At 66.2% G+C, this 20,061-nt stretch carries 16 protein-coding genes; 9 read left to right on the plus strand and 7 right to left on the minus strand.

The window, feature by feature from the left end:
• Positions 1-50: 50 nt before the first annotated feature.
• Positions 51-2,384, minus strand: coding sequence for a hypothetical protein (locus LDO14_RS19120; RefSeq protein ID WP_020608497.1), 2,334 nt, complete (start codon positions 2,382-2,384; stop codon positions 51-53).
• 321 nt (positions 2,385-2,705) lie between these two features.
• On the opposite strand from LDO14_RS19120, the gene LDO14_RS19125 reads away from it, so the two are divergent.
• The 7 genes from LDO14_RS19125 (at position 2,706) to LDO14_RS19155 (ending at position 13,014) form a co-directional block, all read left to right on the plus strand.
• A complete protein-coding gene (locus LDO14_RS19125) occupies positions 2,706-3,683 on the plus strand; it encodes an ABC transporter substrate-binding protein (RefSeq protein WP_223992917.1) in 978 nt (325 codons plus the stop codon).
• Between the two features lie 115 nt (positions 3,684-3,798).
• Positions 3,799-4,425, plus strand: a complete 627-nt coding sequence (locus LDO14_RS19130; RefSeq protein ID WP_223992919.1) for a TetR/AcrR family transcriptional regulator — start codon at positions 3,799-3,801, stop codon at positions 4,423-4,425.
• Positions 4,426-4,522: 97 nt separating this feature from the next.
• Entirely contained in the window at positions 4,523-6,061 is a 1,539-nt protein-coding gene (locus tag LDO14_RS19135; RefSeq protein WP_223992920.1) for an aldehyde dehydrogenase family protein, read from the plus strand.
• The gene (locus LDO14_RS19140) at positions 6,062-7,702 is read left to right on the plus strand and encodes a GMC oxidoreductase (protein WP_223992921.1); all 1,641 of its coding nucleotides are present in this window, start codon (positions 6,062-6,064) and stop codon (positions 7,700-7,702) included.
• Between the two features lie 146 nt (positions 7,703-7,848).
• Entirely contained in the window at positions 7,849-9,411 is a 1,563-nt protein-coding gene (locus LDO14_RS19145; protein ID WP_018769944.1) for an APC family permease, read from the plus strand.
• 181 nt (positions 9,412-9,592) lie between these two features.
• Positions 9,593-10,153, plus strand: coding sequence for a hypothetical protein (locus tag LDO14_RS19150; protein WP_223992922.1), 561 nt, complete (start codon positions 9,593-9,595; stop codon positions 10,151-10,153).
• Entirely contained in the window at positions 10,150-13,014 is a 2,865-nt protein-coding gene (locus LDO14_RS19155) for an ATP-binding cassette domain-containing protein (protein WP_223992923.1), read from the plus strand. Before LDO14_RS19150 ends, LDO14_RS19155 begins: the two co-directional genes overlap by 4 nt.
• A gap of 222 nt (positions 13,015-13,236) precedes the next feature.
• On the opposite strand, the gene LDO14_RS19160 is transcribed toward LDO14_RS19155, so the two are convergent.
• The 6 genes from LDO14_RS19160 to LDO14_RS19185 form a co-directional block, all read right to left on the minus strand.
• Positions 13,237-13,986, minus strand: a complete 750-nt coding sequence (locus LDO14_RS19160) for an SDR family oxidoreductase (RefSeq protein ID WP_223992929.1) — start codon at positions 13,984-13,986, stop codon at positions 13,237-13,239.
• Between the two features lie 142 nt (positions 13,987-14,128).
• Positions 14,129-15,124, minus strand: coding sequence for a Gfo/Idh/MocA family oxidoreductase (locus tag LDO14_RS19165; protein ID WP_223992931.1), 996 nt, complete (start codon positions 15,122-15,124; stop codon positions 14,129-14,131).
• Positions 15,121-16,023, minus strand: a complete 903-nt coding sequence (locus LDO14_RS19170) for a sugar phosphate isomerase/epimerase family protein (protein ID WP_018769938.1) — start codon at positions 16,021-16,023, stop codon at positions 15,121-15,123. Before LDO14_RS19170 ends, LDO14_RS19165 begins: the two co-directional genes overlap by 4 nt.
• Positions 16,020-16,607, minus strand: a complete 588-nt coding sequence (locus tag LDO14_RS19175; protein ID WP_018769937.1) for a VOC family protein — start codon at positions 16,605-16,607, stop codon at positions 16,020-16,022. The genes LDO14_RS19170 and LDO14_RS19175 overlap by 4 nt, the downstream gene beginning before the upstream one ends.
• Positions 16,604-17,599, minus strand: coding sequence for a LacI family DNA-binding transcriptional regulator (locus LDO14_RS19180; RefSeq protein ID WP_018769936.1), 996 nt, complete (start codon positions 17,597-17,599; stop codon positions 16,604-16,606). Before LDO14_RS19180 ends, LDO14_RS19175 begins: the two co-directional genes overlap by 4 nt.
• Positions 17,592-18,572: a Gfo/Idh/MocA family oxidoreductase gene (locus LDO14_RS19185; protein WP_223992934.1), complete on the minus strand. Its 981-nt coding sequence runs from the start codon at positions 18,570-18,572 to the stop codon at positions 17,592-17,594. Before LDO14_RS19185 ends, LDO14_RS19180 begins: the two co-directional genes overlap by 8 nt.
• Before the next feature lie 169 nt (positions 18,573-18,741).
• Between LDO14_RS19185 and eda the strand changes: the two genes are divergently transcribed.
• Positions 18,742-19,389: a bifunctional 4-hydroxy-2-oxoglutarate aldolase/2-dehydro-3-deoxy-phosphogluconate aldolase gene (eda, locus tag LDO14_RS19190; RefSeq protein ID WP_223992936.1), complete on the plus strand. Its 648-nt coding sequence runs from the start codon at positions 18,742-18,744 to the stop codon at positions 19,387-19,389.
• Positions 19,386-19,934, plus strand: a complete 549-nt coding sequence (locus tag LDO14_RS19195; protein WP_223992944.1) for an AAA family ATPase — start codon at positions 19,386-19,388, stop codon at positions 19,932-19,934. The genes eda and LDO14_RS19195 overlap by 4 nt, the downstream gene beginning before the upstream one ends.
• The last annotated feature ends 127 nt before the right edge of the window (positions 19,935-20,061 follow it).

Below are 20,061 nucleotides of genomic sequence, written 5' to 3' on the forward strand. Positions count from 1 at the left end.
CCTCCTTGCGGCGCGCGTCATTGGGCGCCGGCCTTCAGACGACCCCCTGGTCAGACGGCGCAGCCCCCGTTCCCGATCGTGGGATCGATGGCCATGATCTGCTTCTGGATGTCCGCCAGTTGGGTTTGCAGGCTGGCTACCAGGAGTTTCTGCACCTTGATCGGATCCGCGTAGTTCCCCTTCTTGGCTTGGAGGGCCCGAAGAGTGTCCTGGGCAGCGGTAACCTGGGCGTCCACCGTGCTCAGCTGGCTTTGGAGGGCTGCGAGGTTTGCTTCCGCCGCGCTGATCTCCCCGTTGAGACTGCTGAGCTGGTCCAGTAAAGGCTTGACCCGGCCCTGCAGGTCAAGAACGTTGGCTTCGGCTTCGGCGATCTGGGCATTGAGCGACGAAATCCGGGCCACCAGGTCGTCCCCGATCTTGTTGAGCGATGCGATCTCCGCCGTTTTGGTGCCAACCGCGGTGTTTGCGGCGTCCAGGGTGGCCTGCAGTGCCGGAAGCTGAGCCTGAAGCGCTGAAATCTCAGCGTTCTTGCCGTCCACCGCGCCGTTGGCCGCCGCCAGAACATCCTTTGCCTGGGTCAAGGTGCCATTCAACCCGTCGAGGATTGCCCGCTGGTCTGTGATGGCCTGTTGGGCCTGCGCCACGTTTTCGGTGAGGGTGGGCAGGGCCGCTTCGAGGCCCGCCACCACCTGCTGCTGGGCCGTCACCGCGTCAGCAGCATCCTTCGCTGCCTGCTCCAGGGCCGGAAGCTGGCCCTGCAGGGTGGTGAGCTCCCCCTGTTTGGTGGTGACAGCCGCGTTGGCTTGGTTCACGGCATCCTGGAGTGCCGGCACCTGGGCCTTAAGGGTGGCAATGTCGTTCTGTTTTGCCGTCACCGCTGCATTCGCTGCATCCAGTGCTGCCTGCAGCGGCGCAGCGTTCTGCTGCAGGGTGCTGCTTTCCTGCTGCTTGGCCAGCAGCTGGGAGTTCAGGCTGTCCACCTGCTTTTGGAGGGTAGCCAGGTCGCCCTGAAGGCCGGAGATGGTGGCGCTCTTATCGGCGATCTGGCTGTTCACGCCATTCAACTGGACCTGGAGGCCATCGCGTTGGGCCTGGAGAGTTCGTTTCTTGATGGAATTTCCATTGATGGCGGCAATTTGACTGTCCAGGTCAGCGATCTGCCTCGTGAGATCGGCCTGCTGTGTCTGCAGTGCAGTCAGGTCGTTCTGGGCTTGGGCCAGCTCGGTCTGCTTCGAGGCGATCTGGCTGTTCACCGTGGCAATCTGGCCCTGGAGGCTGGTGATGCCGGCATTAACCGCGGCAATCTTGGCGGTGTTGTCGCTGACAGCCTTTGCTGCGGCCGCCGCATTGGTCTGGAGGGTCTGCAGGTCCGTCTGGGCTTTGGCGATCTCGGCGTTCTTGGCATCGAGGGCCGCCTTGGCAGTGGTGGCTGTGGACTGCAGGGTAGTGAGCTCGGCCTGTGCCGTCGCGATCTGGTCCTTTTTGCCGGTGACGGCAGCGTTGGCGGCTGCAGCGGTTTCCTGCAGCCCGGCCAGTGTCGCCTTCGCAGTATCCACCTTGTCCTGTTGGGCCTGCAGCTCTGCTGCCGCAGTGTTTCCGGCTGCCACCAGCGCGTTCAGCTGGGTTTCGGCGTTGGCGACGGCCTGCTGCGCATCGTCCACGGCAGCGGCGGCCTGCAGCGCCTGCGCGGCCAGGGCTGTCAACTGATCTTGGGCCTGCTGGATCTGGATTTCCTTGGTGGCCAGGTCAGAGGCTGCCTGGTCCGCGGCCTGCTGCAGCGCGGAGAGCTCCGTCTGGGCGGCTGCGATGGCCTGGCTGTTGGCCACCAGGGCTGCTGCCACCTGGTCGGCCTGGGCCTGAAGGTCCGCGGAGGCGGCCTTTGCAGTTGCCAGTTCCTCCTGCAGCGGTGCCAGCTGGCTCTCCACGTCTGCCTTCTTGCCCTGAAGGTCGGTGATGGCCGTTTTCGCCGCCGCTACCTGCGTGGTGAGGCCTTCCTGCTCAGCGGTCACCTTGTCCAGTTCTGCCTGCGCTGCCGTTGCCTGGCTGTCCAGCTGCGTCTCCTGGGCAGCGAGGTCAGCCAGCGCCTTCTCCGCGTCGGCTTTCTGCGCTGCCAAGGCATCCGCCTGGGCCTGCAGTTTGGCCTTGTCGGCCTGCAAGGCAGCGATCGCGTCGGCGTTCTTCTTGGCGGCTGCTTTAAGAAGGTTCTCCTGGACGGCGCCACGGTGCGCCAGCTGGTTGACCACGCCGTTGCACATGCCGGTGCTGGAGGTTGTAGCGGCAACGGCAGGCTGGACCAGAACCATGCTGGTGGTGAGCAGCCCGGGCAGGACAACGGCGGCGGCCAGGCGCCGGGAAAGGGGGGACTTGGACGGGGAAGTGCGCATGCGAGCTCCTGTTGAGACCATTGCGGCGGCCAACTCTGGCCGCCTCATGGCCCAACCGTAGAGTCCGCCATAGGCGGAGAACACGCGTAGTCACCACCTGTCTTTTCCGGCCGGGTACTCGTTTTCTGACGGATCTGTGACGCGCCATGGGGGCAGTGGCCCGGGCCGGGGTGAATATGACTGCCGCGGTCCTCCGGTTAACCGCCGTTACTCCCTGTATCCCCGGGTTTCGCGGCCTTTGATTCCACCGCGGCGGCTGCCGGATAGTTGCTGCAACGCGCACATTCCGTTGCATCTCCACCCCCTTTCCAAGGAGGAATCATGGCCATCAAGCCCAAGCCGCCCGCCGTCGTTGCCCTGGCCGTCTCAGCCCTGCTGGGACTGGCTGCCTGCTCCGATCCCGGCGCCTCGGCGGCGACGGCACCGTCGTCGTCCGCCACCAACGCCAGTGGCAAGACCTTCAACCTGTCCCCGGATCAGAACCGCATCACAGCGACCAAAGACCCGTCGGCGGCGGCCCTGGTGCCGGAGGCCATCAAGGCCGACGGCAAGCTCACGGTGGTGACCACCGGCGGGGCGGCGCCGCTCAGCCTGTTCGCCACGGACAACAAGACCCTGATTGGCAGCGAGGTGGACATCGCCTACGCGGTGGGCGAGGCGCTGGGCCTGGACGTGGAGGTCCTGCCTGTGGCGTGGGCAGACTGGCCGCTGGGCGTGGAGTCTGCCAAGTACGAGGCCGTGCTTTCCAACGTGACCGTCACCGAGGCGCGGAAGGAGAAGTTCGATTTCGCCACCTACCGAAATGACCTGCTGGGCTTTTACGCCAAGAACGACTCCAGCATCGGTGAGATCAAGGAAGCCAAGGATGTAGCCGGCAAGAAGATCATCGTTGGATCCGGCACCAACCAGGAAGCCATCCTGGTGCGCTGGGACGAGGAGAACAAGAAGAACGGCCTGGCGCCGGTCCAGTTCCAGTATTACGACGACGACTCCGCCTCGAGCCTGGCCCTTCAGTCAGGACGTGCGGACCTGACGTTCGGCCCCAACGCGGCTGCCGCCTACAAGGCAGCGCAGGACGGAAAGACGAAGCAGGTGGGCACATTGAACGGCGGCTGGCCGCTGACGGCACAGATCGCCTTCACCACCAAGAAGGGCAACGGCCTGGCGGTGGCCGCCCAGGCTGCGCTGAACCACCTGATCGAGGACGGCACCTACGCGAAAATCCTGGACCGCTGGGGCCTCTCCTCCGAGGCCATCCAGAAGTCCGAGCTGAACCCGGCGGGCCTGCCCAAGAAATAAGGCAGCCTGCCGACGAAGGAATCCCCGCCCTGCCGGCAGCAGGGCGGGGATTCTTCTGTTTGAGTGCGGATCCGCGAAAGTGCGCTCCCGGCCGGTTAGGCAATAGTCTGGCCAGATGGGGACCAGTGCCGTTAACTCCGGCGAACAAGTGGACAGGCAGACGCGCATACTCGAGGCGGCCATGGACCTGCTGTCCCGGCACGGCATTTCCGGAGTGAGCATGCGGTCCGTGGCGCGGGAAGCCGGCGTGGCGCTGGGCCTGGTCAACTATTACTACGACGACAAAACCACCCTGATCCGGGCAGCCCTGCGCCGGGTGGATGAGCATGACCTTCTGCTCGTCGCCCCCGATCCGTCCACGCCCCCGGATGAACAGCTGCGCAAGGCCCTGCGGCGGGTTGCCGGCGCCGACCTGCTGACCACGCGCTACCTGTCCCTGCGCCTGCACCTTTGGGCCCTCGCCCAGGCCGACGAGGACTACGCCCAGATCAACGCCGCCGCCTTCGACCGCTACATCGACGGGCTCGCAGCACTGGTATCCAGCGCCAGGCCAGGGCTCTCCCGGGAGGCATGCCGGGAGCGGGCATCGGACATCGTGGTCATCCAGAACGGCATGTGGCTGACCGCACTGCTCGGGGTGGACAAGGCCGCCATCCAGCGAAGTATCCAGCGCACGGAACAGATTGCCTTCGCGCCGGTCCAGGATGAAGGGGCCGGCGGGCAGGAGCCCAGCCCGCGCTAACCCGCCTGGTCCCGGGCGCAGACGGCCCGAAAGTAACATTGAACGAGTGTTCAAAAAAGTATTGAACACTCGTTCAGTGTGCATTACTGTCCTTCCTATGACTTACGCCACACCAACCCTGGACGCCGTCGAGAGCACCACAACGGACGAAGCGTCCTCCCTGTTCATCAACGGCGCGTGGGAGCCGGCGGCATCCGGCGCCGTGCGCCAGATCCGCAACCCGGCAGACGGCGAGCTGGTGGCCACGGTCTCCGAGGCCGGCCGGGAAGACGCCGAACGCGCCATTGCCGCAGCCCGCGCAGCCTTCGACTCCGGCGCCTGGTCCTCCGTCCCGGCACCCGAGCGCGGGGCCTTCCTCCTCAAGGTCGCTGCCGGGCTGCGCGAACGGCGGGAAGAGTTCGCCCGGGCCGAGTCCCTTGACACCGGAAAGCGCATGGTCGAGAGCCGCATCGACATGGACGACATCGCCGCCTGCTTTGAATACTTCGGCAGGCTGGCCGGGCAGCAGGCCGGCCGGGTGGTGGACGCCGGGGACCCCGGCGTCGTGAGCAGGATCGTCTACGAACCCGTTGGCGTCTGCGGCCTGATCACACCATGGAACTACCCCCTGCTCCAGGCGGCGTGGAAGATCGCCCCCGCGCTGGCCGCCGGCTGCACCTTTGTCCTTAAGCCGTCCGAGCTGACCCCTTCCACCAGCATCATGGCCATGCAGCTGTTGAAGGACCTTGGCCTGCCGGCCGGCGTGGCCAACCTCGTCACCGGACCCGGCGCCGAGGCGGGCGCACCGCTCTCGGAACACCCCGCCGTCGACCTCGTTTCCTTCACCGGCGGCCTGGAAACCGGCAAGCGCATCGCCGCAGCTGCCGCCGGGACCGTCAAGAAGGTGGCATTGGAGCTGGGCGGTAAGAACCCCAACGTGATCTTTGCCGACGCGGACTTCGACGCCGCCGTGGACAACGCCCTCAACGGTGCCTTCGTCCACTCGGGGCAGGTCTGCTCGGCAGGCGCCCGGCTGCTGGTGGAGGAATCCATCGCCGAACGCTTCGTGGACGAGCTGGTCCGCCGCGCCCGGGGCATCCGGCTCGGCGGCCCCTTTGACGACGCCGCCGAGACCGGCCCGCTGATCTCCGCCGCCCACCGGGACAAGGTGCACGCGTACGTCCAGCGCGGAATCCAGGAGGGCGCGCGGCTCCGCACCGGCGGCGCGGCACCTTCCGGGGAGAAGTACGACGGCGGGTTCTACTACCAGCCGACCATCCTGGACCAGGTGCAGCGCGGCATGTCCGTGGTCACCGACGAGGCGTTCGGCCCCGTGGTGACAGTGGAAACCTTCCGCACCGAGGACGAAGCCGTGGCCACCGCCAACGACACCATCTACGGCCTGGCCGGCGCCGTCTGGACCCAGGACGCCGGCAAGGCGCAGCGCGTGGCGTCACGGCTGCGGCACGGCACCATCTGGATCAACGACTACCACCCCTACCTCCCCCAGGCCGAGTGGGGCGGCTTCGGCCAGTCCGGCGTCGGCCGCGAGCTGGGCCCCACGGGCCTGGCGGAGTACCAGGAAGCCAAGCACATCTACCAGAACACAAGCCCGCAGGTCACCGGCTGGTTCGCTGACCACGGCAAGGAGAACTAGATGCACTTCGACAACATCGAGGACCTCAGCGAGCGCTCGTTCGATTACATCGTCATCGGCGGCGGATCCGCCGGCGCCGCCGTCGCCGCCCGCCTGAGCGAGGACCCGGACATGACCGTGGCCCTGGTGGAGGCCGGTCCGGACGACCGCAACATCCCCGAGATCCTGCAGCTGGACCGCTGGATGGAGCTGCTGGAATCCGGCTACGACTGGGACTACCCGGTGGAACCGCAGGAAAACGGCAACTCCTTCATGCGCCACGCCCGTGCCAAGGTGATGGGCGGCTGTTCCAGCCACAACTCGTGCATCGCCTTCTGGGCGCCACGGGAGGACCTGGACGAATGGGAGTCCAAGTACGGCGCCGCCGGCTGGAATGCCGACGCGGCCTGGCCGCTGTACAAGCGGCTGGAAACCAACGAGGACGCCGGCCCGGACGCACCCCACCACGGGGACTCCGGCCCCGTGCACCTGATGAACGTGCCCCCGGCGGATCCTGCCGGCGTCGCTCTTCTGGACGCCTGCGAGCAGGCGGGAATTCCCCGTGCGAAGTTCAACACCGGCACCACCGTGGTTAACGGCGCCAACTTCTTCCAGATCAACCGCCGGGCGGACGGCACGCGCGCCTCCAGTTCCGTCTCCTACATCCACCCCATCATCGACCGGCCCAACTTCACCCTGCTGACCGGCCTCCGCGCCCGCCAGCTGGTGTTCGATGCGGCCAAGCGCTGCACCGGCGTGGACGTGGTGGACTCGGCCTTCGGCCGCACCCACCGGCTCTCCGCACACCGCGAGGTGGTCCTGTCCACCGGCGCCATCGACTCCCCCAAACTGCTCATGCTCTCCGGCATCGGACCGGCAGCACACCTTGAACAGCACGGCATCGACGTCCTGGTGGACTCCCCCGGCGTGGGCGAGCACCTGCAGGACCACCCCGAGGGCGTGGTCCAGTTCGAGGCCAAACAGCCCATGGTGCAGACCTCAACGCAGTGGTGGGAGATCGGGATCTTCACCCCCACCGAGGACGGCCTGGACCGCCCCGACCTGATGATGCACTACGGTTCCGTCCCCTTCGACATGAACACGCTGCGGCACGGCTACCCCACCACGGAGAACGGCTTCAGCCTCACCCCCAACGTCACGCACGCCCGCTCCCGCGGCACCGTCCGGCTGCGCAGCCGCGACTTCCGCGACAAGCCGATGGTGGACCCCCGCTACTTCACGGACCCCGACGGCCACGACATGCGCGTCATGGTGGCCGGCATCCGCAAGGCCCGCGAGATCGCCGGCCAGCCCGCCATGGCGGAATGGACCGGCCGGGAGCTCTCGCCGGGCGTCGAGGCGCAGACGGACGAGGAACTGCAGGACTACATCCGCAAGACCCACAACACCGTCTACCACCCCGTGGGCACCGTCCGCATGGGAGCGGCCGACGACGACATGTCGCCGCTGGACCCCGGGCTGCGGGTCAAGGGCGTCACCGGCCTCCGCGTCGCCGATGCGTCCGTCATGCCCGAACACGTCACCGTCAACCCCAACATCACCGTCATGATGATCGGCGAGCGCTGTGCCGATCTGATCCGCGCGGACCGCACGGTCGAAGACGCCATGGAAGAAAAGGAGCTCACCACGTCCCTCGCCTGAGCGGCAGGTCTTAGGGGGCCGCACTTCCCCAACAGCGGCGGCCCCACCCTCGTTATTCCGCCGCACCCCAGGGCGGCCGGTCCCATCGTGCTTTTCTGATCTAGGAGTCCATATTGGAACCCAGCAAGAGTATTGATTCAAGCGGCATGGATGAATTCGGCTACACCCAGACCCTTGACCGGAGCATCGGCAAGTTTGCCAGCTTCGCCGCAGGTGTCAGCTATATCTCCATCCTCACCGGTGTTTTCCAACTGTTCTACTTTGGTTTTTCCATGGCCGGCCCGGCGTACGCCTGGTCCTGGCCCATCGTGTTCGTCGGCCAGCTGATGGTGGCCCTGTGTTTTGCCGAACTGGCCGGCCGCTACCCCGTGGCGGGTTCGGTCTACAACTGGGCCAAGCGCCTGGCGTCCGGGACCTCGTCCTGGCTGGCCGGCTGGCTGCTGCTGTTGTCCTCCATCATGGCGCTGGGCTCCGTGGCACTGGCCCTGCAGATCACCCTGCCCCAGCTCTGGTCCGGCTTCCAGTTCGTGGGTGACGGCACGGGCCCCTACGACTTCGCCATGAACGGCGTGGTGCTGGCCACCATCATGATCACCATCTCCACCCTCATCAACGCGTTCGGCGTGAAGCTGATGACCAGGATCAACAGCATCGGTGTCTTCGTGGAGCTGATCGCGGCCGTGCTGCTGATCCTCGCGCTTGGCTGGCATGTGGTGCGCGGCCCGGAGGTCTTCTTCCAGACCAACGGCTTCGGCGAAGGCCACGACCTGGGCTTCTTCGGCGTCTTCCTGATCGGCGCCATGGCCTCCGGCTACGTCATGTACGGCTTCGACACTGCCAGTTCGCTGGGCGAGGAAACCAAGGATCCCAAGAAGACCGCTCCCAAGGCCATCCTGCGCGCCGTTACGGCATCGTTCCTGCTGGGCGGGGGAATCCTGCTCTTCGGCATCCTGGCCGCGCCGGACCTCGGCGACCCCCAGGTGGGGGCGGCCGACGGCGGGCTGCAGCACATCGTGCTCTCCGTCCTGGGCGGCCCGTTCGGCAAGGCCTTCCTGGCCTGCATCGTGGTGGCCGTGGTGGTCTGCACCCTGGCCGTCCACGCCGCCGCCATCCGGATGATGTTCGCCATGGCCCGCGACAACAACCTGCCCTTCAGCCGGCAGCTCAGCAAGGTGGATCCGGTCCGCCGGACCCCCACTGTCGCCGCCATCGTCATCGGAATCATGGCCGTCATCCCGCTGCTGGTCAACGTGATGCAACCGGCCATCTTCACCATCCTGTCCAGCATCAGCATCGTGCTGATCTACCTGTCCTACCTCCTGGTCACGGTTCCCCTGCTGCGCAAGCGGTTCCTGAGGAAATGGCCGCTGGCTGACGATGTTTCCGAGCCCGGGTTCTGCATGGGCAAGTGGGGCGTTCCCGTGAACATCCTGGCCGTCCTGTGGGGCGCTGCCATGACGGTGAACCTGGTGTGGCCCCGCCCGGAGATCTACAACTCGGTGCCGCCGTTCGAGTGGTACCTGCAGTGGGGCGGCGTGATGTTCGTGGCCGCCGTCATCATTGGCGGGACCCTCCTCTACCGCCTGAAGATCCGCCACCAGACAGGGGTACTGGCCGAGCACGCCGCAGCCGTGGCTGCCCACCCGTCGTCGAGCGCCACACGCGCCGCTTCCGGGGAGCACCACCTGGTGGACGTGCAGGTGCCATAGGGCTGCTGCTGCAGCAGGGTCCGCTGCAGCAGCGCATTTCAAAGGAAGGGGCCGACGGCGGCACTCACGTGAGTGCCGTCGTCGGCCTTTTCTGTGCCTCCGGCCACCGCCATGTTGAGGCCCGTCGTCACACAAGGAAGCGGCCTCCTGATCCGGAGCGGCAACGCCCTACCCTTGACAGGTGACTTTGACTAAGATTCGTACCGCCGCCGCGGGCTCCCTCGCCGCCGCCGGTCTCCTGTTGACCCTGGCCGGCTGTTCCACGCCGGCCGCCACCCAGCCAAGGGCCTCTGCGCCCGCTTCCTCAGCTTCTGCCAGCGCCGCGTCCACCACAGCCGGCCCCTGCGCCGGGGTTAAGGTCATCGTCGATTCCGGCGCCCTGAAGCAGGCCGCTGCGGACACCTCCACCTGCGTGTCCGTGGACGGACCCACCGTGGCGTCCAAGGTGCTCGACGAGGCAAAGGTCAAGACCGAGGGCACCACCCAGTACCCCAACGAAATCGTGTGCCGCGTGAACGGCGTGCCCGCCGCCGACTTCGACATCAAGCACAAGGACGGCACCTACCGCGAAGAGTGCAAGGGCATGCCCGCCGCTTTCGCCTACTGGGGTCTCTGGGTCAAGCCCGCCTCCGGTGAATGGGCCTACGCACAGGAAGGCCTCGCCACCTTGAAGGTGAGCCCCGGTGAGAGCCTGGAACTGCTCTTCACGGTCGACGGCGAGCCGGCCGCGCCCGCGGCATGACCTTCCGGCCCGCGCCGTTGCGCGCAGCGGCAGTCCTCGCCGCTGTGTTCATCGCGGCGCGGGTCATTTACCGCGTCCTTTTCAATGGGGCGGGCACCGGCAGCCCGGTCCTGCTCGACCTGCCGCCGCTGCGGCTTCCCGCCCCGTATGCCCATGTAGTCTTCCTCGGTCCGGTCACCGCGCCGGGCCTCTGGCAGGCGGCGCTGTCCGCCCTGCCCATCGCCGCAACCATCCTCGGCTTCGGCCTGCTCAACGCGTGGGTTGATGTGTCCCGCGGCTTCGTGCGGCTGGCCCGCGGCGGCCCGCTGCAGGGCGTGGCCCGGATGCTGGTGGTGGCATGGGCGGCCCTCCCCGCCCTGTCCGACGCCGTGGCCTCCGTGCGCCTGGCGTTCCGACTCCGGGGCGAACGCTTCGGCCCCCGCGCCCTGGTCCCCATACTGGAGCGCACCCTGGAGCACGCCGGGCGGGTTGCCGCAGCTTTGGAGTTGCGCGGTTTCGGAAGCCGGGCAGCACACTCAGGAAATCACGACGGCGGCCCGCCGCTTATCGTCCGGAACGCACAGTTCCGGATTGGGGACACCTGCGTAACGGTTGACGGGTTCGCGCCGATGCCCGGCTCCGTCATTGTGATCACCGGGCCCACGGGCTCCGGAAAGTCCACCATCCTGCGGGGCATCGCCGGCCTGCTCTCCCACGTTGACGGCGGAGCGGTTTCCGGCACCGTTCTCGCCGGCGGACTGGACCGCGCCGCCACACCACCGCGGGACACCGCCCGCCTCATCGGCACCGTCCTCCAGAATCCCCGGGCGGCCTTCGCCACCACCCGGGTCCGGGATGAAATCGCCCTGGCCCTTGAGCTGCGCGGCGTGCCTGCCGCCGCTGCGCAGGCGCGGGTGCTGGAGGTGGCCGGGCGGATCGGAATCCCGGCACTGCTGGACCGGAATGTCAGCACCCTCTCGGCCGGTGAGGCGACGCTGGTGGCCATCGCCGCCGCCGTCGTGGACCATCCAAAGCTTCTCCTGGCGGACGAGCCCCTGGCGGATCTTGATACGGCAGCCCGCGCACGCGTCATCGCAGTGCTCAACGCACTCGCCGGCGACGGCGTCTGCGTCATCGTGGCGGAGCACCGGGCGTCAGCACTCGCCCCCGTCGCCGATGCATGGTGGACCATTGATGGTGGCGCGCTGGTGCAGGGTTCTGCGCCGCCCGCGGCGCCGGTGCCTTCCGGTGACAGTCCGGCGCGGGAGGTGGCCGGCTCCGTGCCGGTGCTGACGGCGGCCCACCTCGCCGTGCACCACAAAGGTACCCCGCTGGTGCGCGACGCGTCCCTGGCCCTCCACCCCGGTGAAGTGGTGGCCCTGGTGGGGCCGAACGGAGCCGGCAAGTCCTCCCTCCTGGTGGCGCTGACCCTGGGTGAGGGAGCTGCTGACAAAGGAGTGCTCGACGGCGGCCGGGTGGCCCTGGTGCCGGACGCCTCGGACGACCTCTTCACCAGCGACACCGTGTCCGGAGAGCTCCGTGCGGCCGAGCGGCGCCTGGCCCGTGGAAAGAGTGGCGCTCGTGGGAAGAGTGGTGCCCGTGGGAAGAAGGGCGGACAGCCCGCCCCCGGCTTTGCGGCGGCACGCCTGGCCCGGCTGCGGGGAGGCGTGCAGATTCCCATTGGCCACGAGCATCCCCGGGACCTCTCTGCCGGTGAGCGCAGGATCCTCGCCATCGCGCTGCAGACCATGGACAGCCCGCAGGTCCTCCTGATCGATGAGCCCACGCGCGGCCTGGATCCCGCGGCGCGGACGGCTGTCTCGGCGGCTTTGCGGGCGGCGGCGGATGACGGCGCCGCAGTCCTGATTGCCACCCACGACCTTGAGTTTGCCCGCGGCCTGGGCGCCCGGATCCTGCCGATGCGGGACGGCGTGGCGCCTGCAGCCAAAGCAGCCATCAGCCCCGAACCGCTTGTCCTCCCATCGCGGCCGGCAGCAACGAGGCCACAGCCAGCGACCCTCAACGAGCAGGCTGGCCCACGGGACGCTGCAAAGCCCCGGCGCCCCCGGATGCCGCGGGCGCTCGAACTGGCAGTCCTCGCGGCCGCAAACCTGCTGGCCTTGGCGGCCTTCTGCTGGCCGCTGCTCGCCGCCGCCGTGCCGCAGGATGCCACGGCTGCCCTCCCCTACGCTGCGCTGGCCATCGCACCACTGGCGGCCGTCGCCGTCGTGGTGTCCCTGGACGGGTCGGTCCGCTCGGCACACACGGTGGCACTGCTGGGCGTGCTGGCCGCGGTCGGTTCCGCTGTCCGGGTGGCGAGCACCGGCGTCGGCGGCGTGGAGGCGGTCTTCATCCTGCTGATCCTGGCCGGACGGGCGTTCGGCGCCCGGTTTGGCCTGCTCCTCGGCGCCGCCACCATCGCCGTCTCCAGTGTGCTGTGGGGTGGCGTTGGGCCGTGGACGCCCTTCCAGATCTTCGCCTGCGCCTGGGTGGGCGCCGGGGCCGGGCTGCTCCCCCGCCGGGTGCGGGGCAGGGCCGAGCTGTGGATGCTGGCAGGCTACGGCGTGGTGGCGTCCTATGTGTTCGGCCTGCTGACCAACCTGTGGTTCTGGCCCTTCGCGGTGGGCACCGGCACCGGCATCTCCTACGTGCCCGGCGCGCCGCTGGCCACCAACCTCAGCAGCTTCCTGCTCTACTCGCTGTTGACGTCGACGGCGGGCTGGGACACCCTGCGTGCCGTCACCACGGTGATCGGGATCGCCGTGGTGGGCCGCGCCATCCTCGCCTCGCTGCGGCGGGTGAAGCCGGTCTCCGGCGCGGGTGGGCAGGCCGCGCGGCCCCAGCCCACCCACGTCGTGGACCCGCTACAACTCAGGGCCTGAGGACCCGCCGAAAGATAGTTGCGTTGGCATGAGCTGTGGATGAATCAATGCATCTATTCCGCATGGTTATCTTCAAAATCTCGCGCTTTTGTTGCAGCTCCTGTGACCCTGATCTCATCACTACAAACTCTTCGATCATGAGAGGCATGAAGAGCTGTCCCATGCCAGTGACTGCACAGGCCATCCGGCACCAGCCCTAGGCGCTGAGCCCTAAGCCCCGGATCAGGTTCCTATTCCCAGGTGGGCTCCGCCTGCCACATCGAGGGATACGCCCGTGATGTAGCGGTTGTCCGGGTCGGCAAGGAAAAGGATGGCGCGGGCGACTTCCTCTGGTTCGGCGAACCGGCGCATTGGAAGCTGGGCGGCGCGCTTGGCGCGGTTTGCGGCTGCATCAGGGCCAGAGTCTTTGGCGAATTGTGCCCACATGGGAGTGTTTACCGGGCCGGGCGCGATGGCGTTGACCGAGATGCCGTTGGGGCCGAGCAGCTCGGCGAAGGACCACATGATGTGCAGTACTGCGAGTTTGCTTGCGTTGTAGGGCAAGTAGTTGAGGCGGGCTTCTTTGGCTGCAACGGAGGACAGGATCACGATGGCGCCGGCAGTGCCGGTCCCAGTCATTGATTGTGCGGTTTCGCGGACCATGGTGAAGGTTCCGGAACCGTTGATCCGCATGATGGAGTCGAATTCTTCGGTCGTTGTGTTCATGATGTCCGGCGTGGCACCCAGGACTCCAGCTGCGTGGACGAGAGCGTCGATGCGCCCGTGCGTGGTTGTGACATCACGGACGACTGTGGCGCATTGTTCTTCGGAGGTGATGTCCAGCGGGAAGAAGCCGGCGAGTTCCTGGCCATCCTTCGGGCCGCGGTCGGCACCTATGACGAGTGCCCCTTCGGCTGTGAGTGCCTCGACGACTGCATTACCGATTCCGCCGCTTGATCCGGTCACCAGAACGACTTGGTCTTTGAGGCTCATCTGATTTCTCCGCCTATCTGTTGCTGCCCTGCGGCTGGCTGGTGGGCTGCTCGTTTCATCTTTCCAGCTCCTTACTTGAGGTTTCATTGGGGTGAGCCGTCACTCCGGGCGCGGACCAGGGTGGTGCACCTGCCCGTGCTGCCTAGCTGTTGCCGCTAACGGCGTGGCTTGCCCATTGCCGGCCTTCTTGTTCTTGTATGGGCAGTCCGGAGGCGGCGAGGACCTGGTCAAGCAGCCGCTGGGTATGGACGGCTTCGCGACCGGAGGTCAGTGGCTGTTCCCTGTCGGCCACCCGGTCCAGGAAGTGGTGGACGGCGGCGGAGAATCCGAGTGTGTCGGTCGCCGTTGCCCAGCCATACGCCTCAGAGCTGAGCTCCCGTGAGGTTGTGACTCCCTTGACGGTGGTCGAGACGGTCTCCGGCGCCCTGACTTCCACGGTCTTGCCATCGCCGTAGGCGTCGAGTTTCTCATTCCAGGCACCTGCTGTCCGGGCAGCCATCAGCACTCCAGTGTTGCCGGTGCTGAAGCGGATCATGACTGCGACGCCGTCTTCTTCCCAGGGGTCGTCACCGGCTGCGTGTGCGGCAACGTCCACGGGCTCGCCGCCGCAGTACCAGCGGAGCAGGTCAACCATGTGAATGGCGTTCTCGAACGTTGCACGGTATTCGGATCCGGGGCGGTTCTTCTGCGCGACGCAGAAGGTAGCGCCTTTTGCGCCGAACAGCTCACGGCCGGCGGCATAGACGGGTGCGTAGCGGCGGTTGAAATCCACCATGAGGATGCGGCCGCGCTCGTCGGCCAGGTCCGCCAAACGTTCTGCTTCCTCGGTTGCCGGGGCAAGAGGTTTTTCGCAGAACACATCGACGTCGTTGTTGAGGCACAACTGGACCGCGTGCGCGTGTTCGGATCGGGGTGTGAGGACGAAGACGGCATCCAGGTCCTGCGCGTCCAGCATGTCCTCCACTGACCGGTAGGCGGCGCCGAATCCCCAGCGCCGAACCAGGTTGCCCGGGTCCTCGCGGCGGGATACCAGGGCTGCCAGCTCCACATCATCGCGCTGGACGAGTGTGGGTAGTTGGGCGATGGTGGCGATATTGCCTGCGCCGATGACGCCGACGCGGAGGCGCTGCCCGGTCATCGGGCGTTCTCCATTTCAGCCAGATCAGTGAGCATTCCGCGCAGTGCGGTCACGGATTCCCGGAATCCGTCCTCAGGGGTGGGGAGGTCTTGCGGGTGCCAGCGGTACTCATACTCGATACTCAGCAGGTCATTGTAGCCGTGGCGCAGCAGCGCAGCGAGGATCTGGGGCCAGGGAAGAACACCGGTACCGATGACCCTTGATCGGACGGCGCGCTCGGACGCGTCGACGCGCGCTGTTTCCGTGGCACGGAAAGCTGCGTTCGGATCGGTGAACACGAGGTCCTTCACGTGCACGTGACCGATCAGGTCGCCCTGGACGGCAAAGGCTTCCTCGAACGTCTCGTCATGGGTGAAGGTGAGGTTGGCCTGGTCGTAAAGAACACGAACGGCCGGGTGGGCAACCTCCCGGACGAGCGCAGCGGTTTCTGCCGCGGTCTGGGTCATGGTGCCGAAGTGGTTCTCCACACACAGCCGCACGCCGGCCTGTTCAGCCTCGGGTGCCAGGGTCTGCAGGGCCTCCCGCAGTTTCGCCCATCGCCGGTCACGATCGGTGTCACCGGGATGCCACGCTCCCGCGTATACACGCACCCGGTCGGCGCCAAGCAGGTGGGCGGTCTCAATTGCGCCGCGGAATTCGTCAACTCCCCCGCGCCACTGACTCTCGTCAAGGGAGTTGATGGCCGTGGTGTAGGGCGTGAGGCCAAGGATCGGAAGGCCCTCGCCGTCTGCCGCCGTCAGTGCCTCCATGGCGGCGCGGCGGTCCCCCAGCGGCAACCCTGAGGTGTAGCCGTTTTGGTAGATGACTTCCGCGGCATCAAGCCCTGCGTCCCGGAAGAGCTTTAGCGCTTGGGGGACCGTATGGTGCGGAGTGCCTAGTGTGTGACCTGCAAACCTCATTGTTGATTGTCCTTCCTGGAAGTGTGTTGTGTTGCCGTCCAGTCCGCTGGACCGACGAGCCTGGGTGGGGACGCGACCCGGGATCGGTCGACGATCTCCATCAGCAGGCCCCAAGGGGTGATGAAGTAGGTCCAGCGGTTGCCGGCCACGCGCGGGCTGTCGCCGGCGACTTCTTTGCGCTCCCCGAGCACGCGGACTCCCGGGGTTTCGTGCAGTACGGCGATCGCTTCGTCAACGTCGTCCACGACAAAGCACAGGTGGTGTCCGCCCGCGTCGCAATGCCGTGGCGGGGTCTCGCGCCGCTCGGCGCTGCTCCATTCGAACAGCTCAATGTTCAGATTCGGGGGCAGGCGAAGCATGGCGAGCGTGAGTTTCGCATCGGCCGGGACGTCGAAGTTTGTGGGCATGAATTCTTCGTCAGGCCCACGTTCGGAGCGGTACAGTTCCTCGGCCCCGAGCACGTCGACGAAGAACCGGACGCCCTCCTCGAGGTTGGGAACGGTCAGGCCGATGTGGTCCGCATGCTGGAGCCCCGGCAAACGCCGCAGTGAGCCCGCTGTGGCATCGTACCTTTGCGCGGTCATTTGCGCGGTCCTGCGGTGGAGGCACGGACAAGAAGCTCAGGTTCGAGCACGATGTGGTCCACGGAACCGTCCGCGTTCTGCTTCTCGGCCAGTTCGATGGCGAGGTGTCCCATGTCGGAGATAGGCTGCCGGATGGTGGTCAGGGCCGGGTTGAACCGGGCCCCCAAAGCCAGACCGTCGAAACCGATGACCGACACGTCCTCCGGTACACGCACGCCGCTTCTACCGAGGGCCGAGATGACCGCAAAGGCCACCATGTCATTCGCGGCGATGATGGCCGTCGGCGGATTCTCCATCTCGAGGAAATGCTCTGCCCCACGCGTACCCGCATCCAGATCCGACCCGCTGTCCAGCACAACAGGTGCACTGCCGCTCTCGGCGGACAGCTCCAGATACGCGTCCATCCGGTCCTGGGCGGTGTGCGTACCGGCGATGCCGGAAACATAGCCAATGGAAGTGTGCCCCAGTGAGTGCAGGTGGTCCAGCGCAAGCTTAATTCCGCGGCGGCTGTCGACGGTGACAGTGGGAACCGTATCATCGCCTTCCACCCGGTCGATCACCACCACCTTGTGGCCGAAATCGAAGCGCTTCAACGCCTCGGTATCGACCTTCGTGGAGGGCGCGACGATACCAAAGGGGGCATACATGGCCTGCATGGCGACGAAGTATCCCTCAGTTTTAGCGGGGTCCCCATTGGTGACGCAGAGCAGCAGCTGGTAGCCGCGCTCATCCGCCGCCTGCGTCATCGTCTTGGCCAGTTCTGCAAAGAACGGGTTGGTGATGTCAGGGACGATCAGCGGGATGAAGGTGCTGGTCTTTCGGCGGAGTGCCTGGGCGAGTGGACTCATTGTGTAGCCAAGGCCCTCGGCAACCCGGAGGATGTGCTCGCGGGTTTCGCTCTTCACCGCTTCCGGCCGGGAGAATGCCCGGGAAACCGTTGAGCGGTGGACACCGGCCGCCTTCGCGACAACGTCAATACTTAGGTCAGCCATCTTCTTTTCCTCCGCGCTGGTCGTCATACGCCTGCCAGATCGGGCGCATCACATCTTCGAGCTGGGCCAATGTTGGCAGCCCCTTGAATCCATCTTCCAGTGTCTGGGCGACACGGCGCACGAACGGATCATAAAGAGGGTCACTGTCCACGTCGATCACGGCAGACTCCGTTGTCCCGTCCAACGCGGTGAACGTGGCAGAACCATCCGAGTTGACGGAGGCGAATCCTGCCCCGCCCGCCGACGTGTAGCTGCAGTACCGCTTCAACGGCGAGCCCGGGAAGGCGTACCCCACCTCCACAATGGCTTCACACCCGCTCGGGGTGGTGATGATGAGACTGGCATGGTCCTCAACAGCCCCGCCATGCAGCGCCGCCGACAGCCGCGACTCGACACTCGCCGCTGACTCGTCACAGGCCTGCAGGAACAGGTCCACGAAATGCGGTCCCAGGTTTGCCAGGCACCCTCCCCCGGCGGTGGAAGGGTCCAGCATCCAAGGGTTGCCGTTAGCCAGGTAACGCGAAGGCGGACCGGCAATAAAGGAGATCCTCTGGTACGTAGGCCGGCCAGCCTTGGCCAGCCAACGGTCCGTCGGACCACCCCGCTGGACCAGCGGGACGGTGACCGGGACGCCGGCTGCCTCAGCCGCCTTGCGCACCTGCGAAAGTTCCGTCAAGGACGTTCCCAGCGGCTTCTCCACCACAATCGGAATGCCACGCTCGATCAGGTCAAGACACTTTTCGGCCATTCCATCGTGCGGGCCGAAAACATAGGCGAGCCCCACCCCGGGCAGATCGAGCAGGCTCCGCCAGTCCGCCTCAACGGGAGCGGCCCAAGTCTTTGCCAGTCCCTGAACGAGTGACACGTCCTCGTCACTGATGCCGACGACCTGGTGTTCTTCGCCGATTGCCCGGGCATACAACGGAACGTGCCAGTGTGAAGCACCAAGAATGATCGTGCGTGTTTTGCTCACCCTCACAGCTCCTTTGCTAAGTATGGGTCTTGCTGTCCACTCAACATGAGATCGGTTGCTGAGATCGGTTGCAATAACAGTATGGATGGTGGGAAAGTTTGTCAACGACACTTCAACAGTGGCCCAGGCAACAGGATCGTCCGACGCCTCGGCCCCAAGAAAGGCCACCATGTACAAGAAACTCCGCACCTTGCAGACCATCGACGAATCAGGCGCCGTCCTCATCGTCCGCCTCGAGAACGCCGACGTCGCAGAACGAGTTGCCGAAGCTGCCATCGCCGGAGGCTTCCGCGCCCTTGAAATCACACTTTCGATCCCAGGCGCCGTCGAGGTAATCCGCCGCCTCGCCGCCAAACATGCTGCCAATGGAGTCGCGATCGGCGCCGGAACGGTGCTGGACGAGCACGCAGCCTATGAGTGCATCCGGGCCGGGGCTGAATTCCTGGTCAGTCCCCAGCTCAACCCGGCGATGATCCGGACAGCAAACCGGTACCAGGTGCCCACCGTTAGCGGAGCCTACACGCCGACCGAGCTTGTTAACTCCGCCGAGGCAGGCGCTGACATCCTCAAGCTCTTCCCCACCGAAGCCGGCGGTATCCCCTACGCAAAATCCGTTCTCGCACCGCTCGCCCACCTGCCGATCATGCCGGCCGGCGGCGTCACCCTGGAGAACGTAGGCGAATGGTTCGCCGCGGGCGTAGCCGGCGTCGGCGTCGGCAGTTACGTCACCAAAGCATGGCAGCCCGACGGCGACTTCGACCGCGTCACCAAAGCCGCCAAGGAGTTCCTGTCAGCAGTGGCAGAGGCCCGCCGATGACGACCCCTAGCGTCTTTGTCGTGATCGGACCGGCCGGCTCGGGGAAAACAACGGTCGCACAGAAAACAGCAAGAGAAAACAACGCGGCCTACCTGGACAAGGACCGGGTATGCGGACGCTTTGTCGAGTTCGCACTGAAGGCAACCGGACACGACCCCACCGACCGGGAGTCCAACGACTACTACCGCGACAACCTGCTTCCCCTCGAGTACGAGACCCTCATGGACGTGGCCGGGGCTAACCTGCGCCTGGGCCGGTCCGTCGTGCTCGACGCCCCCTTCGGGGCCTACTTCGAAGACCCGGATTTTCTGACCAACGCGGCAAAGAAATTCGATTGGCCACCTTCCCAAACCACGGTGGTACGGGTGAGGGTCCCGCAGGACCTTCTACGCGAACGGCTCACCCTCCGCGGCCTGGAACGGGACCAATGGAAGCTCACCCACTGGAATGAGTATTGGTCGGTCTACGGAGACCTGGAATGCGCCTGGTCCGGCGTGCAGTACCTGGACTTCAACAACGAGACACCCCTTCCGGCGGAGGGGTAATGGCCCCACCGCTGCACCCACTGCCGCAAAGCGGTTGCCCCTCCTAGAGGGGCGACACCAGAATCTGCGACGAGGCTCACAAAAAACGTTGACAAGTCTGTTCTCTCGTCCGTACTCTGATTGCAAC

It is taken from the genome of Arthrobacter sp. NicSoilB11 (genome assembly GCF_019977375.1).
In the GTDB taxonomy this organism is placed as follows: domain Bacteria; phylum Actinomycetota; class Actinomycetes; order Actinomycetales; family Micrococcaceae; genus Arthrobacter.